We start from the raw sequence: 13,375 nt of genomic DNA on the forward strand, positions 1-13,375 counted from the left end.
TGATGCATCTGGTTTCTCACTCTGTTCGTCGGAAAAGCGGGCCGAGTGGGACTTGAACCCACGACCGTCCGGTTAAAAGCCGGACGCTCTGCCGAACTGAGCTATCGGCCCTCGCGCGTTGGTACCGCTGTCTGGCGGTAAACAGTTTCGATTGGCTGGCTCCCCCGGGGGAAACGGTTAAGCGATCGTACTGGCAAGTGTTACCTACTACCATGCCACTCCTCGACCGGGTCAGGCGGTCCAGTCCGCGGACTGTCGTCGAGTGTGAGTGCCGGCGGTGTCACGCGGTGTTCCTGTCGGCGCCCGCCGAGACGCCGTGCTGTCCGCAGTGCGACTCGACGGACGTGGGGCCGTTCGTTCCGTAGGGCGCAGGCTTCATCTCCTCCCCGCATCCACGGGCCGTATGGACCGCCGCGCGTTCATCGAGCGACTCCTCGCGTTCGACACGACCGACGGCAACGAGGCCCCCGCCCAGCGGTGGCTCCGCGACCGACTCGACGAGCTGGGGTTCGAGACGTACGAGTGGACTGCCGACCCCGAGACGCTCGCGGCGCACCCGTCGTTTCCCGACACGCCCGACGAGACGTTCGCCGACCGGCCGAGCGTCGGGGGCGTGCTCCAACTCGGTTCGGGTGCGGGACCGACGCTCGTGCTGAACGGGCACGTCGACGTCGTCCCCGCCGACGAGGGCGACTGGACCGGCGACCCGTTCGAGCCGTCGTGGGACGGCGACCGGCTCACCGCTCGCGGTGCCGCGGACATGAAGTCGGGGCTCGCCGCGTGCGTGTTCGCGGCACTGGAACTCCGCGACGCCGACCTCGATGGGCGTGTCGTCGTCGAGAGCGTCGTCGGCGAAGAGGAGGGTGGCATCGGGGCCGCAGCCGCGGCGCTGTCGAACCCGTACCCGTTCGAGCGCGATGCCTGCATCGTCGCCGAACCGACCGAACTCACGCCCGTCGTCGCCAGCGAGGGGAGCGTGATGCTGCGGCTGGAACTCACGGGCCGGTCGGCCCACGCCGCGATGCGCTGGCGCGGCGAGGACGTCCTCCCGAAATTCGAGCGCGTCCGCGAGGCGTTTCTGGATCTGGAAGCCGAACGCTGTGAGCGCGTTCGTCACCCCCTGTACGAGGACTACCCGGTGGCGTGGCCGGTCGTCTGTGGCACCGTCCGCGCGGGGACGTGGCCGTCGACCGTGCCTGCCGACCACGTCTCGGAGTGGCGTCTCGGCGTCGCCCCTGGCGAAACGGTCGCCGAGGTGGAACGCGAGTTCCGCGACCGGCTCGAACAGGTGGTCGCGGCCGACGACTGGCTCGCCGACCATCCCCCTACTCTGGAGCGGTTCTCCGTGCAGTTCGAGCCGAGCGAAATCTCGCCCGAGGAGCCAATCGTCGCGGCGGTACAGACCGGTATGCGCGAGGCAGGGCTCGACGAGACCGACCCGCGGGGCGTCACCTACGGCGCGGACGCGCGCCACTACATCGAGGCGGGCATCCCGACGGTGCTGTTCGGCCCTGGAAGCATCGACGAGGCTCACTATCCGGACGAGACAATCGACTGGCGGGAGGTCGAGACGGCCACCGAGGTGCTGGTGGCGGCGGCGCGGCGTTACCTGTCGAAGTAGTCGCGGAGCGCCGCGGCGACGACCGCTTCGGGGTCGGTGTCGTCGAGCGCGGCTCGTCGCCGGAGTTCGCGGTACGTCTCTGGGGGTAAGGAGAGTTCGAGTCGCCCGAGTTCGACGCCCTCGGCGACGAGCGCCTCCTCGACGCTCATGCCGTTGTTGATGTTCGAGGCCGCCGACCGCACTTCACGAACGGTCATGTCGTGGTCGAGGACGGCCCACGCCAGGAGGAACCGGGCCTCCCCCGAGACGCGGGCGATATGTTTCGCGGCGGTGGGCGCGATGCGTCCGAGCGCGACGTACCGACGGATCGAGCGCGGGAGGTCGTGGACGCGCGCCCACTTCCGGATGAACGCGATGCTCGCGTCGCCGCCCGCGCGCTCGGCGGCGGCCTTGTACGACCCCTCACCGCGGACGAGCGCGGCACACGCCGCTGCCCCACGCAGCATGTAGACGTTGTCGTCGCCGCCGGCGGTGTTCTGTGAGAACTTCCGGACCGTCTCGGCGGCCTCCTGCCGGCTCTCGGGGTCGGTCGGGTCGAACCGTGCGGCGTCCTCGCCGGCCACGTCACGCCGGATAACCGGCTCACCGACCGGTGACTCCCGGTCGGTCGGTGGGCCGCTACCCTTTCGGGGGTCTACCATTGGTGACCGATAGGGAAAGTGGGGCTAAAAGTCTCCTGTCGTGCATGCGCGGACGGCGTCAGTCCGACGACTCGGCTTCGGCCACGTCCTCGGTGGGGTCGTCGTTGTCGTCTTCCGTCCCCGCTGCCCGGTCGGACGTATGTTCCCAGATCTCGGTACAGCCACAGCCGTCCTCGACGTCTTCGAGGTGGCTGGTGTCGACGTCCGCGTACCGGTCGTCGCGCGTTTCGGCGTCGTCGCTCATCGTTCCTCCGTCCCCTCGTACAGCTCTGGGGCGACGTCTGCCGGGGGAACGCTGTCGTCGAGCCTGTGCTCACTCATCATCGACTCCCAGGCGCCCCCTTCAGATAAGGCCGCTCTCACCTGTAATCGCTACCCATGCTTCCTCTTCGGGGATGATGTTGCCGATATCTTCTGACACGTCACAGTCGCGAAAACCGCACGCGGGGAGTCGGATACCGGGAACAGATAGCGTCCACACGTCTGGTGACGCTCGGCAACGGGCGTCGGGAGCGTCGCGCTTACCCCGACGCCCGCCCTGTGACGGGTATGGTAACGTCGGTCCACCAGCTCGACGACGGGGCGTGGGTCAGCGTCAACGACAGCCGCGAGGTGAACGTCTCGGACCTCTGGCTGCTGGCACGGTCGTCCGTTTGCGACTGTGAGCTCACTGATTTCCTCGCCGAGGGGTTCGTCGAGGTGAGCGTCGACTGCGGCGTCGTCGAGGCCCGAATCGCCGGCCAGTGTATCGGCTGTGGGGAGAGCGGTGTCACCGACTGGCTCGAACTCGGTCGGGCCGACCCCGAAACCGGGGCGTTCCGGGCCGTTGTCCCCGAGAGCGTCCACGTTCCCGAGCGCCGCACCCGGCTCGCCCACCCGGAGACGCCCCCCGAGTAGCCCGTCTCACATACCGGCAATATCGTCCTCGATGGGGGAGTACCGGGGAGGGTTGACGCGGTGGGTTCGGGTTTATGAGTCGGGGCCGTCGACCCGGGTATGCCGAGCAAGGTCGAAGGCTGGAAGGACGAGGCCTACGGGAACGAGGTCCGCGACCAGCTGTTCGAGTTCGCCGAGGAGGGGTGGGAGTCCATCCCCGAGGACGAACACGACGCGTGGTTCGAGCGGTTCAAGTGGTGGGGACTGTACCACCAGCGGAAGGGTCAGGAGAGCTACTTCATGATGCGGATCGGGACGCCCAACGGCGTGCTCGAACCGGGTCAGCTCCGCGTCGTCGCGGAGGTCGCCGACGAGTACGCGCGTGGCCCGGTCGACAACCCCGAGTTCGGGGCCGCCGTCTGTGACTGGACCACCCGTCAGAGCATCCAGCTCCACTGGATAAAACTGGAGGACGTCCCCGCGATCTTCGAGAAACTGGAGTCGGTGGGCCTCTCGACCCAGCAGGCGTGTGGTGACTCCTGGCGGAACATCGTCGGTTGTCCCGTCGCCGGGAAGGACACCCACGAGTTCATCGACGCGTGGCCCGTCGCCGAAGAACTCCACGAGACGTTCAAGGGGAACGAGGAACACACGAACCTCCCCCGGAAGTGGAAGGTTTCGGTCACCGGCTGTACGGAGGGCTGTGGCCAGGGCGACATCAACGACCTCGCGTTCGAGCCCGCCGTGAAGGAGATCGACGTTGACGAGCAAAGCTCGTCAGGCAGTGAGAACTCTGCGAGTTCTCACGACGGCGAGGAGCGAAAGGGGTTCAACGTCCGCGTCGGCGGCGGCCTCTCGCGGAAGGAGCCGCGGCTCGCCCGCGACATCGACGTGTTCTGCCTCCCCGAGGAGACGGCCGACGTCGCTGCGGGTCTCTCCGCGCTGTTCCGCGAACACGGCGACCGCGACGACCGCTTCAACGCGCGTATCAAGTTCCTCGTCGACGAGTGGGGCACCGACAAGCTCCGTCGGGTGCTCCAGGAGGACTTCGTCGACTTCGAGCTTCGGTCGGCGGGTGCGGACCTGCGCGACCAGTACACCTACAACGCCGGTGGAACCGACGAACACGGCGACCACGTCGGCGTCCACGAGCAGCCCGACGGCAACTACTACGTCGGCCTCTCCGTTCTGGTGGGGCGACAGGGCGTCGAGGACGTCTACGAACTCGCCGACCTCGCCGACGAGTACGGCTCCGGCGAGGTCCGGCTCACGCAGCGCCAGAACGTCATCATCACGGACGTGCCCGAGGAGCAGCTCGACGACCTCCTCGACGAACCGCTCCTCGAGGAGTACTCGCCGGACCCGCATCCGTTCATGCGTGGTTCCATCGCCTGCACCGGGACGGAATACTGCTCGCTGTCCATCGTGGAGACGAAGAACCGGCAGGTGCGCTACGCCCGCTGGCTGAAGGAGCACGTCGACGTCCCAGAAGGAGTCACGGACTTCCACATCCACCTCTCGGGCTGTACGGCCTCCTGTGCGCAGCCGCAGATCGCGGACATCTCGCTGCGGGGGATGAAGACCCGGAAGGACGGCGAACCGGTCGAGGCGTTCGACATCGGGCTCGGTGGTGGCCTAGGCGAGAACCCGCACTTCGCCGACTGGGTCGAGATGCGCGTCGCTGCCGACGAGGTGCCCGGCTACATCCAGAACCTCCTCGCCGTGTACGAGGACCAGCGCGAGGCGGGGCAGAGCTTCCGCGAGTTCATCGCCGCGAAGGACGACGACGAACTCCAGGGGCTCGCAGAGCCCGAAGAGACGAGCTACGAGGACCCGTACATGCACAACACGAAGATGACGTGGTACCCGTACGCCGACGAGGACGACATGGCCCAGAGCCCCGCGCCGACGAACGCGCGAGGTGAACCGCTGGCCACTGACGATTAGGGTTCGGTCGGTGGTTCGGCGTTCGGTTCTTGTTCTTTCCCGCTCGCCACCTCTGATTTCGCTGTGAACACCTCCGAAGCCCTCGGGAGTCCACCAGGAGACTCACTCCGTTCGTCTCCCGAGGACACCAGGACCGCAGTTCCTGTGTCACCAACACCAGCCTTACCTCACCTAATCCCATCCCATCCTAGCATGGCTGACCGCATCATGACCGTCAACGCCTACACGACGCTCGACCTCGTGGACGCCGAGGCCGAGGGCCACGGCTTCGACGAGGCGGCGTTCGCGACGGTCAACGTCACCTCCCCTCGAACCGACCCCGACCACGTCGAGTTCGCGATGGAACTGGACAACACCGCACTCGACACGCTGCCGGCGCACGCCGACCGGCTCCGACTCACACCCGAGCAGGCGCGGGAACTCGCCAGCGCGCTCGAAGCCGAGGCCGAGACAGTCGACGCCGCCCAGTCGGACTGACCGGACGCTTTTGCTGGTGGGCGCCTTCTACAGGGTATGCGCCCACGGGCCGGCGAGAGCCCCGTCTCGCGGGAACTCGGCTTCTGCCCCTGCTGTGGCTACCGGACGCTCTCGCCGTCGCGGCCCGGCTCGTACGAGCGGTGTCCGGTCTGCGACTGGCTGGACGACCTCGTCGGCTTCCACTATCCCGACACCGAGAGCGACTACAACTACGTCTCGCTCCACGAGGCGCGGGAGAACTTCCGGGCGTTCGGGGCGTGTGCGCCCGACGCCACCGGTCGAACCCGCGACCCCACGGAGGAGCGCGACCCGAACTGGCCGTACGACTAGCGCTGTGCGCGTTCGCGCCACTCGCGCTGTTGCTGGCGCTCCGCGACGTGCTCCACGCCGCCCGTCAGCTCACCACGAATCCACTCGTCGTACACGATGCAGTCGGCGAACATCCCCGATTTGAACCCCTCGACGAGCTCGTACGACCAGCAGTCGTCGAACGCCCCCGCGGGGAGGATGTCGTCGCGGAGCGCCGCGGCGAACTCGTCGTGGCCCGCCGCCGCCAGCTTCTGCCGAGCCTCCTCGAACCGGTCCATCGCGTGACCCGTCTCGTGGTGGAACTCCAGCAGATAGCCGAACGCGCGGTAGACGTGTTCGATCGCGAGCTGGACGTCGTGGAGCGCTTCGCGTTCGGTTTCGGTCAGTTCTCGGCCCTCTGTCTCCATGTGTCTGGATAGCATCCGACAGACGAAATACCCTCCTCCGGGATTACACGTCGAACAGCCGCCGGAGATCACGCCAGGAGTCGACGACGTGAGCGCCCTCGCAGGCCGCGGGCTCGGAGTACGGCTGTCTGAAGAGGACGCCGGTTTTCCCGGTAGCCAGCGCGTTCGCGACGTTGCCGTGGTAGTCGTCGACGAGCACGTCGCCCGGCACCTCGCCTTTGTTCTGCGGCACGTCGTCGACGAAGTGGTCGTAGGGCAGGTCGTGGCGCTCCAGCCACGCCCGAGAGATGTCGTGGGTGTCCGGGTGGCGGTGGGTCGCGATGTGGAGTTCGTAGCCCGCCGCTTCGAGCGCCTCCAGTCCCTCACGCACGCCCGGAAGTGGCTCTGCGCCGCCGAGAAACCACCGCGGGCGCTCGTGCATCAGCTCGACGATGACCTCGCCGACGTGGACGTCGTGGCCGGGAAGCGGCCACGACCACTCGTCGATGTCGTCGGGCGCGACCGAGACGCCGTACTCGCGGTGGAGATGCTCGCAGGTGCGCGGGAGCTGCCAGCAGAGCACCCCGTCGAAGTCGAGAAGCAGGGTGGCCGGCGGCTCGGGAACCATACCGGCGGTGTGCGTCGAGGGGTTTTCTCGGTTACGTTTGGGGGCGATGGCTCAGGGAAGCGACGCCCCGCCCGTCTCCGAGGAGGAGCCGTTGACGGTACAGGGCTGCGGGAGGGTGCTCGTTTGCAGGTCACAGTCGAACTCCCCGGTCGCGCTCTGGTTCCCCATCGAGACGGTCACGTCGTCGCCGCCACCGCCGGACAGTCCCGGCGGGTTCGCGTCGTTGTAGCCCTCGTAGTCGACCGAGACCGGGCCGGCGTCGAGTTCACCGCGCTTGTCGCACTCGTGGGTCAGGGTCGTGTTCCCCTCGCACTCGATGACCATCCAGCCGCCGTCGCCCATCGCTCCCGCCGCCTGATGGACGACGAGCGTCGAGTTCTCGCCCGTCTGAATCTGTCCGTACGCCTCACCCTCGGTGCCGTTCTTCGGGACGTCGTGGTCCGCGGCAACCGGACCGACGAACGCGACGGCGACGGCCACCGCGACCAGTAGCACCACGACCACACGCTCGTTCGTTGCCATACACAGTCCACCCACACGCCCCCGTATTCGGCCTACTGCCGTCTCATACAGGTGTGTTAAGTGATGGCAGGGTCGCGCTCTCGCCGTGGGTGTGTCAGTGGCCCCCACGATTATCGTCCCCCCCGTCGAACGCGGGGTGTGACTCTGCGAGCGTACCACCGCCCCGACGCGCGACCGGTCGCCGCCGACGCGGCGACCGTCGTGGGCGACGACTACCGCGTGACCGTGCTCGCCCCCGAACTCCTGCGCGTGGAGTTCGACCCGGACGGCGCGTTCGACGACCGCGCCACCCAGACCGTCTGGTACCGCGACCAGCCTGTCCCCGAGTTCTCGGTCGACCGAGGCGACGAGGTGGTCGTCGACACCGGCGCCCTCGAACTCCGCTACGACCCCACCGACAGGGGGTTCACGCCCGAGACGCTCGCAGTCGAGGTGCGGGCAACCGCGACGACCTGGCGCTACGGCGAGACGACTGCCCTCCCCGGGACGGCCCGGACGCTCGACACCATCGACGGCCGCATCGACCTCGAACGCGGGCTCTGCTCGCGTGATGGCCTCGCGGTCCTCGACGACACGGCGAGTCTCGCGTTCGGCGACGAGTGGGTCGAGCCCCGCGACCGCCACGACGACTACGAGGACCTGTACCTGTTCGGTTACGGCCACGACTACCGCGGTGCACTACAGGGGATCTCGGCCATCGCGGGCGACACCCCGCTCGTCCCCCGGTTCGCCCTCGGCAACTGGTGGAGCCGCTACTGGGAGTACACCGACGAGTCGCTCCGGCGGACCATCGATGGATTCCGCGAGCACGGCGTGCCGCTGTCCGTCTGCGTCGTCGACATGGACTGGCACGTCGTCGACAACCCGAACCACGACGGCTGGACGGGGTTCACCTGGAACGAGGCGCTGTTCCCCGACCCCGAGGCTACGCTCGACTGGCTCCACGAACAGGGGCTCGCGACGACGCTCAACCTCCACCCCGCACAGGGCGTCCACCCACACGAAGCACGGTACGCGGCGCTCGCCGAGCACGTCGGCGTCGACCCCACGACCGAGGTACCCATCGGCTTCGACGCGGCGGACACCGACTTCCTCTCGGGCTACTTCGAGGAAGTGCTCCACCCCCTGGAGGAGCAGGGCGTCGACTTCTGGTGGGTCGACTGGCAGCAGTGGCGCGAGTCCCCACGAATGGAGGGGCTCGACCCGCTGTGGGCGCTCAACCACCTCCACGCGTTCGACCGGACGCGTGACGGGCGCCGGCCGTTCCTCCTCTCTCGTTACTCGGGCGTGGGCAGCCACCGCTACCCCGTCGGGTTCTCCGGCGATACCGCGAGCACGTGGGACTCGCTCGCGTTCCAGCCACCGTTCACCGCCGCCGCCGCCACCGTCGGGTACGGCTGGTGGAGCCACGACATCGGCGGCCACTGGGGCGCCAGCGGCTCGCCCGAGGCGTTCGGCGAACTGTACGCCCGCTGGGTTCAGTACGGGCTCTACAGCCCCGTTCTTCGCTTGCACACCTCGAAGATGCCGTACGTCGACAAGCGACCGTGGCGCTACGGCCGCGACGTCGAGGCGGCGGCGACCGACGCGCTCCGCCACCGCCACGCCCTGCTCCCGTATCTCTACACGATGGCCCACCGGGCACACGAGTCGAGCGTCCCGCTCGTCGAGCCGCTCTACGTCCACCAGCCCGAACGGGAGGAGGCGTACGCCTGCCCGAGCGCCTACTACGTCGGGAGCGACCTCCTCGTCGCTCCGCACACCCGGCCGCGCGGCGAGGACACCAACCTCGCTCGTCAGTCGGTCTGGCTCCCGCCCGGCGACTGGTACGACTTCCACACCGGCGAACCGGTCGCGGGGAACCGCTGGCACGCTCGCTACGGTGACCTCGACGACGTGCCCGTCTACCTGCCTGCGGGCGCCATCGTCCCGCTCGCCCCCGAGTCGGACTGGGGTGGCGTCACGGTGCCCGACGTGCTTGACCTCGTGGTCATCCCTGGTGAGGGCGTGTTCGACCTCTACGAGGACGACGGCGTCTCGCTCGACCACCGCGACGGCGCGTTCGCCACGACCCCCATCGAGACGACGCTCGACGAGGACGACGAGACGTTCACCGTTCGCGTGGGTGCCGCGACGGGCGACCGCTCGCTCGTCCCCGACGCCCGCGACGTGTCGGTGCTCGTGCGCGGCGTCACCGAGACGGTCGTCGCCGCCTCCGACCGCGAAGTAGAGAGCGAGTACGACCAGGACAGCCGGACGCTTCGGGTCGACTTCGGCACCCTACCGACCGACGAGTCGGTCGAACTCACGGTCACCGCCGACGGGCCGCTCCGGGCGAGTCGCGAGCCCGTGGTCGAGCGCGTCCGCGACCTCCTCTGGCACTTCGACGCCCACGGCGACGCCAAGCCCACCGTCGAGCGGCTGGCGATCGACGACGACCTCGCGTGGCTCACCGACTTCGCGACCGTCCTCTCGGACGCACAGATCCGGGCGCTCGTCGAGACCGTCCACGGCGTCGGTGCCGACCGACTCGTCGACGCCGACGCCGACCGACTCGTCCTCTGGAACCACGACGGCCGCGACGACGTCACCTACCGCTTCTCGACGTGGGACCGGGGGATACGCCACCCGACGCACGGCACCTCTCGAAGCGGCGTCGTGCCCGCCTTCGAGACCATCGACCTCGCCGACTACGAGAGCCGGGCGTGGGAGCTCGTCGTCACCTACGGCGACGTGTCCGTCACCGTCGCCGAGTCCTAGACGGTCACCGTCTCGCCCAGCTCCGGGGCGGTCGCCTCGTAGCCGTCGTCTCGCAACTCGGCAGCGAACGCCGGACAGCGGTCGCCGTGGTTGACGAGCACCTCCGCGTCCCGGTAGTCGTCGAGGAACGCACGGAGCCCCTCGTGGTCGGCGTGCGCCGAGAAGTCGAACGACTCGACGCGGGCGCTGACGGGCATACGGCGGCCGTTGATCTCCGCGGACCCGGTTTCGAGCAGGTCACGCCCGGGCGTCCCCTCGACCTGATAGCCGGAGAACGCGACGAGGTTCCGGGGGTGGGTCGCGATTTCGGGGACGTACGTCATCGCTGGCCCGCCGGTGAGCATCCCGCTCGTGGTGACGACGACGGTGTTCTGTGCGGCGATTCGTTCGCGCTGGCCGTCGCGGCCGGTCACCACCCGGGCGTTCGACTTCGCGCGCCGGAGCGCCTCGGGGTCGCGGACGAACGCCGGGTAGCCCCGAAGCATCTCGAGCACCTCGACGCCCATCCCGTCGACGTAGCAGTCGAGGTCGTGCGCGGCACAGACTAGCAGGACCTCCTGCGTGCGGCCGATGGCGAACGCCGGGACGACGACCGTCCCGCCCTGCACGGTCGTCTCGCGGAGCGCCTGGGCGAACCGCTGTTCGACCTGGGCGCGCGGCTCGTGGCTCACGTCCGAGTACGTCGACTCACACAGCACCACGTCGGCGTCGGGGCGGTCCGTGGAGGCCGGGACGAGCCGCTGGTCGTGTGTGTGAAAGTCCGCTGTGTACAGCAGCCGCGTCTCGCCGTCGTCGACGAGTACGTGCGCGCTCCCGGGGATGTGCCCGGCGTTGAACAGCGTCACCTCGTGGCCGGCCGCCTCGAACGGCTCGCCGTAGCCGTGTTCGACCGACACCTCGCCGAGTCGCTGGACGTCCGTCTCGGTGAACGGACACTGCATCGTCCCGCCCTTGAGTTTGAGCGTGTCGCGGGCGAGCAGCCGCGTGAACGCGCCCGTCGGGGGCGTCCAGTGGATGGCGGGTCGGTCCCGCCCAGAGAGCAGCGCGGGGAGGCCGCCGACGTGGTCGAGGTGGCCGTGGCTCGCCACGACGGCCTCGGGCGAGACGGACCCGACGGGCCACTGCGTCGGCTCGGCGGGCTTCATGCCGTAATCGAGCAATAGCGTGTCGTTGACGAGGACGGCGCTCCGGCCGACCTCGCGTGCGCCGCCGAGGAACCGAAGCTTCATCGCTCTCGGATAGCGGTGCCCGTCGCTTCCGCCTGTCGGTTCCTACTCGAACTCGCCCTTCGAGAGGTCGGACTGCGGGTGGCGAGTCATCGTCACCCGGCGGTCGGGGAGCAGTCGCGCGAGGTCGGTCGTCGTGATGATGCCGACGGCCTCCCCCTCGTCGGTCACGGGCAACTTCTTCACGTGGTTGTTCCCCATCCGGTCGGCGACTGCTGCGACCGTGTCGGAGGGGCGAGCGGTGACGACGGGCGAACTCATGACGCTGGTGACGGGCTCGTCGGTCGACACCTCACGGCTCACGGCGGTCACGATGTCGGACTCCGTGACGATACCCTCGAGGCGCTCCTCGCCGACGACGAGCGAGCCGACGTGGTGCTCACGCAGTTCGCGGGCGACCTCGAGGATGGTCGCGTCCTCGGGAATCGTCCTGACGGGTGTGCTCATGATCTCTGCCGCGGTGACGTCTTCGGCCATGGTACCCGATTTTGGTCAGCACGGTGACTTGAACGTTGACAGTCGGTCGGATATTGCCGAGTGGCCGCGGTCCGGCGACTACTCGCCTCCCCACCGCCGAATCTGGAACTCGGCGTACCCGCCGTACGCCACCTCCAGCGAGCCGAGCCACCAGTTCCAGCGGTCGGCCGGGCCGCCGTCTCGTGCGGCAGCCAGTTCGTCGACGATCAGTTCGGCCGTCAGTGGGTAGCCGGCGTCCTGCTCGAACCGGCCGTCGTCTGCGAGGTCTCGGGCGTGGCGGGCGACGGCACGCCGCTCGTCGGCCGTCCCGCCGAACCGTTCGAGCTTCGACTCGAACTGCTTCACGCCCTCCGCTTCGGGTCGAACGGGCTTGAAGCGTTTCCCGGGGCACGCCGCTGGAGGGTCGTGAAAACCGGGAGAAACTGCGAGAGATTACCGGGCGGCGGCCGCGACGCGCTCCTTCTCCTCTTTCTGGCCGACGGCGTACGTCTGGACGTCGTAGTTGGCCGCGCCGATGAGCTGGTTCGCCAGCGCCTCGGCGGCGGGCGTGGGCGTCTTGAACGACGAGCCCTGGACACCCTCGGCGATGAACTTCAGCGCCTGGTCGACCCGGCGCTGCGGGGCGACGTCGACGGCCTTCGGGACGGAGATGCCACCGTACTTCAGGCGGACGGTCTCCTCGCGCGGGCCAGCGTTCTCGACCGCTCGAACCAGAATCTGCACCGGGTTCTCCTCGGTGCGCTCGTGGACGATGTCGAAGGCGTCGCGCACGATGCGGGTCGCCTGCTGCTTCTTGCCCGTGTTCTCCTCGGTCTGCATCAGGCGGTTGATGAGCCGCTCGACGATGCTGATCTCGCTCTTCTTGAACTGCTTGTTCGCGTGACGGCCCTGCGTGTGTGCGATGGGCGTCACCGTGATGTAGCGCTTCGTCGAGGGGTCGCGGAACTCGATCTCCGAGACGTCCCAGACGCCGAACAGCTGCGCCGAGACGCGCTCGTCGTCGGTCGAGGCGGGCGCGTCCGGCTCGGGGGCTTCTTCCTCCGACATTATCGCACCGGCTTCTCCGCGTTCCCGCGGACGAGTTCGATCATCGAGACACCGTTCACCTTCTCGACCTTGTAGTTCACGCCCGACAGGTCGCCCATCGCACGACCCTTCGCCCCACCGATACCGGCGATGGTGACCTCGTCGTGCTCGTCGATGAACGAGATGGCGCCGTCACCGGGACAGAACGCGGTGACCTGCTTCCCGTTCTTGATGAGCTGCACCCGGACACATTTCCGGATGGCCGAGTTGGGCTGTTTCGCTTCGATACCGACCTTCTCGAGTACGATGCCGCGGCCCTGCGGCGCGCCCTCGAGCGGGTCGGACTTCTTGCCGAGTCCGCGGGCGCGTCGCGCGTAGTCAGAGTCGGACCACCGGTGCTTCTGGCGGTCCTTCTTGAGCTTGCGCGCGGCGTACTTGCCGTTCGCCATAGTACGCTTCCCTTCCCGATGAAGCTACTT

General features: G+C 68.4%; 16 protein-coding genes and 1 tRNA gene. 6 read left to right on the top strand and 11 right to left on the bottom strand.

Annotated features, from left to right (window positions below; genetic code table 11):
- Positions 1-37 precede the first annotated feature (37 nt).
- Positions 38-111: transfer RNA gene (locus NL126_RS09055), tRNA-Lys, on the bottom strand.
- A 292-nt stretch (positions 112-403) separates the two neighbouring features.
- On the opposite strand from NL126_RS09055, the gene NL126_RS09060 reads away from it, so the two are divergent.
- Entirely contained in the window at positions 404-1,621 is a 1,218-nt protein-coding gene (locus NL126_RS09060) for an ArgE/DapE family deacylase (RefSeq protein ID WP_255198602.1), read from the top strand.
- Here the strand turns inward: NL126_RS09060 and NL126_RS09065 are convergent.
- The gene (locus NL126_RS09065; protein WP_255198603.1) at positions 1,606-2,262 is read right to left on the bottom strand and encodes a DUF7119 family protein; all 657 of its coding nucleotides are present in this window, start codon (positions 2,260-2,262) and stop codon (positions 1,606-1,608) included. The genes NL126_RS09060 and NL126_RS09065 overlap by 16 nt on opposite strands.
- 58 nt (positions 2,263-2,320) lie before the next feature.
- On the bottom strand, positions 2,321-2,506 hold the full coding sequence (locus tag NL126_RS09070; RefSeq protein ID WP_255198905.1) for a DUF8595 family protein: 186 nt from the start codon (positions 2,504-2,506) through the stop codon (positions 2,321-2,323).
- A gap of 305 nt (positions 2,507-2,811) precedes the next feature.
- Here NL126_RS09070 and NL126_RS09075 point away from each other — a divergent pair, with 305 nt between their 5' ends.
- The 4 genes from NL126_RS09075 to NL126_RS09090 all read left to right on the top strand — a co-directional run bounded on the left by NL126_RS09075 (position 2,812) and on the right by NL126_RS09090 (position 5,892).
- Positions 2,812-3,159 carry a DUF8134 family protein gene (locus tag NL126_RS09075; protein ID WP_255198604.1) on the top strand — a complete coding sequence of 116 codons (348 nt, stop codon included), beginning with the start codon at positions 2,812-2,814 and terminating at the stop codon, positions 3,157-3,159.
- Between the two features lie 99 nt (positions 3,160-3,258).
- On the top strand, positions 3,259-5,085 hold the full coding sequence (locus tag NL126_RS09080; protein ID WP_255198605.1) for a nitrite/sulfite reductase: 1,827 nt from the start codon (positions 3,259-3,261) through the stop codon (positions 5,083-5,085).
- A gap of 192 nt (positions 5,086-5,277) precedes the next feature.
- On the top strand, positions 5,278-5,562 hold the full coding sequence (locus tag NL126_RS09085; RefSeq protein WP_255198606.1) for a DUF6360 family protein: 285 nt from the start codon (positions 5,278-5,280) through the stop codon (positions 5,560-5,562).
- Between the two features lie 36 nt (positions 5,563-5,598).
- On the top strand, positions 5,599-5,892 hold the full coding sequence (locus NL126_RS09090; RefSeq protein ID WP_255198607.1) for a CPCC family cysteine-rich protein: 294 nt from the start codon (positions 5,599-5,601) through the stop codon (positions 5,890-5,892).
- Here the strand turns inward: NL126_RS09090 and NL126_RS09095 are convergent.
- Genes NL126_RS09095 through NL126_RS09105 form a run of 3 tightly spaced genes read right to left on the bottom strand, consistent with a single transcriptional unit; the run spans position 5,889 to position 7,407 of the window.
- Positions 5,889-6,278, bottom strand: coding sequence for a hypothetical protein (locus NL126_RS09095; RefSeq protein ID WP_255198608.1), 390 nt, complete (start codon positions 6,276-6,278; stop codon positions 5,889-5,891). The genes NL126_RS09090 and NL126_RS09095 overlap by 4 nt on opposite strands.
- 43 nt (positions 6,279-6,321) lie before the next feature.
- Complete coding sequence (locus NL126_RS09100; protein ID WP_255198609.1) at positions 6,322-6,885, bottom strand: 5' nucleotidase, NT5C type; 564 nt, start codon at positions 6,883-6,885, stop codon at positions 6,322-6,324.
- Positions 6,886-6,936: 51 nt separating this feature from the next.
- Positions 6,937-7,407, bottom strand: a complete 471-nt coding sequence (locus NL126_RS09105) for a hypothetical protein (RefSeq protein ID WP_255198610.1) — start codon at positions 7,405-7,407, stop codon at positions 6,937-6,939.
- A gap of 138 nt (positions 7,408-7,545) precedes the next feature.
- Here NL126_RS09105 and NL126_RS09110 point away from each other — a divergent pair, with 138 nt between their 5' ends.
- Positions 7,546-10,167: a glycoside hydrolase family 31 protein gene (locus NL126_RS09110; protein ID WP_255198611.1), complete on the top strand. Its 2,622-nt coding sequence runs from the start codon at positions 7,546-7,548 to the stop codon at positions 10,165-10,167.
- Here NL126_RS09110 and NL126_RS09115 read toward each other — a convergent pair.
- The 5 genes from NL126_RS09115 to NL126_RS09135 form a co-directional block, all read right to left on the bottom strand.
- The gene (locus tag NL126_RS09115) at positions 10,164-11,396 is read right to left on the bottom strand and encodes an MBL fold metallo-hydrolase (protein WP_255198612.1); all 1,233 of its coding nucleotides are present in this window, start codon (positions 11,394-11,396) and stop codon (positions 10,164-10,166) included. The two genes, NL126_RS09110 and NL126_RS09115, sit on opposite strands and share 4 nt — an antisense overlap.
- Positions 11,397-11,438: 42 nt before the next feature.
- The gene (locus tag NL126_RS09120) at positions 11,439-11,870 is read right to left on the bottom strand and encodes a CBS domain-containing protein (RefSeq protein ID WP_255198613.1); all 432 of its coding nucleotides are present in this window, start codon (positions 11,868-11,870) and stop codon (positions 11,439-11,441) included.
- Positions 11,871-11,948: 78 nt separating this feature from the next.
- Positions 11,949-12,215 (bottom strand): WNWW family protein, encoded by a 267-nt coding sequence (locus NL126_RS09125; RefSeq protein WP_255198614.1) that lies wholly within the window; start codon positions 12,213-12,215, stop codon positions 11,949-11,951.
- Between the two features lie 87 nt (positions 12,216-12,302).
- Positions 12,303-12,917 (bottom strand): 30S ribosomal protein S7, encoded by a 615-nt coding sequence (locus NL126_RS09130; protein ID WP_255198615.1) that lies wholly within the window; start codon positions 12,915-12,917, stop codon positions 12,303-12,305.
- A complete protein-coding gene (locus tag NL126_RS09135) occupies positions 12,917-13,345 on the bottom strand; it encodes a 30S ribosomal protein S12 (protein ID WP_015410678.1) in 429 nt (142 codons plus the stop codon). Before NL126_RS09135 ends, NL126_RS09130 begins: the two co-directional genes overlap by 1 nt.
- Between the last annotated feature and the right edge of the window lie 30 nt (positions 13,346-13,375).

Source organism: Halorarius litoreus (genome assembly GCF_024362405.1).
GTDB classification, from domain to species: Archaea; Halobacteriota; Halobacteria; order Halobacteriales; family Haloarculaceae; genus Halorarius; species Halorarius litoreus.

Excerpts from the sequence above, each read along its gene's own strand:
- NL126_RS09060 (WP_255198602.1), top strand. The coding sequence starts at position 404 with ATGGACCGCCGCGCGTTCATCGAGCGACTCCTCGCGTTCGACACGACC.
- NL126_RS09065 (WP_255198603.1), bottom strand. The coding sequence starts at position 2,262 with ATGGTAGACCCCCGAAAGGGTAGCGGCCCACCGACCGACCGGGAGTCA.
- NL126_RS09070 (WP_255198905.1), bottom strand. The coding sequence starts at position 2,506 with ATGAGCGACGACGCCGAAACGCGCGACGACCGGTACGCGGACGTCGAC.
- NL126_RS09075 (WP_255198604.1), top strand. The coding sequence starts at position 2,812 with ATGGTAACGTCGGTCCACCAGCTCGACGACGGGGCGTGGGTCAGCGTC.
- NL126_RS09080 (WP_255198605.1), top strand. The coding sequence starts at position 3,259 with ATGCCGAGCAAGGTCGAAGGCTGGAAGGACGAGGCCTACGGGAACGAG.
- NL126_RS09085 (WP_255198606.1), top strand. The coding sequence starts at position 5,278 with ATGGCTGACCGCATCATGACCGTCAACGCCTACACGACGCTCGACCTC.
- NL126_RS09090 (WP_255198607.1), top strand. The coding sequence starts at position 5,599 with ATGCGCCCACGGGCCGGCGAGAGCCCCGTCTCGCGGGAACTCGGCTTC.
- NL126_RS09095 (WP_255198608.1), bottom strand. The coding sequence starts at position 6,278 with ATGGAGACAGAGGGCCGAGAACTGACCGAAACCGAACGCGAAGCGCTC.
- NL126_RS09100 (WP_255198609.1), bottom strand. The coding sequence starts at position 6,885 with ATGGTTCCCGAGCCGCCGGCCACCCTGCTTCTCGACTTCGACGGGGTG.
- NL126_RS09105 (WP_255198610.1), bottom strand. The coding sequence starts at position 7,407 with ATGGCAACGAACGAGCGTGTGGTCGTGGTGCTACTGGTCGCGGTGGCC.
- NL126_RS09115 (WP_255198612.1), bottom strand. The coding sequence starts at position 11,396 with ATGAAGCTTCGGTTCCTCGGCGGCGCACGCGAGGTCGGCCGGAGCGCC.
- NL126_RS09120 (WP_255198613.1), bottom strand. The coding sequence starts at position 11,870 with ATGGCCGAAGACGTCACCGCGGCAGAGATCATGAGCACACCCGTCAGG.
- NL126_RS09130 (WP_255198615.1), bottom strand. The coding sequence starts at position 12,917 with ATGTCGGAGGAAGAAGCCCCCGAGCCGGACGCGCCCGCCTCGACCGAC.
- NL126_RS09135 (WP_015410678.1), bottom strand. The coding sequence starts at position 13,345 with ATGGCGAACGGCAAGTACGCCGCGCGCAAGCTCAAGAAGGACCGCCAG.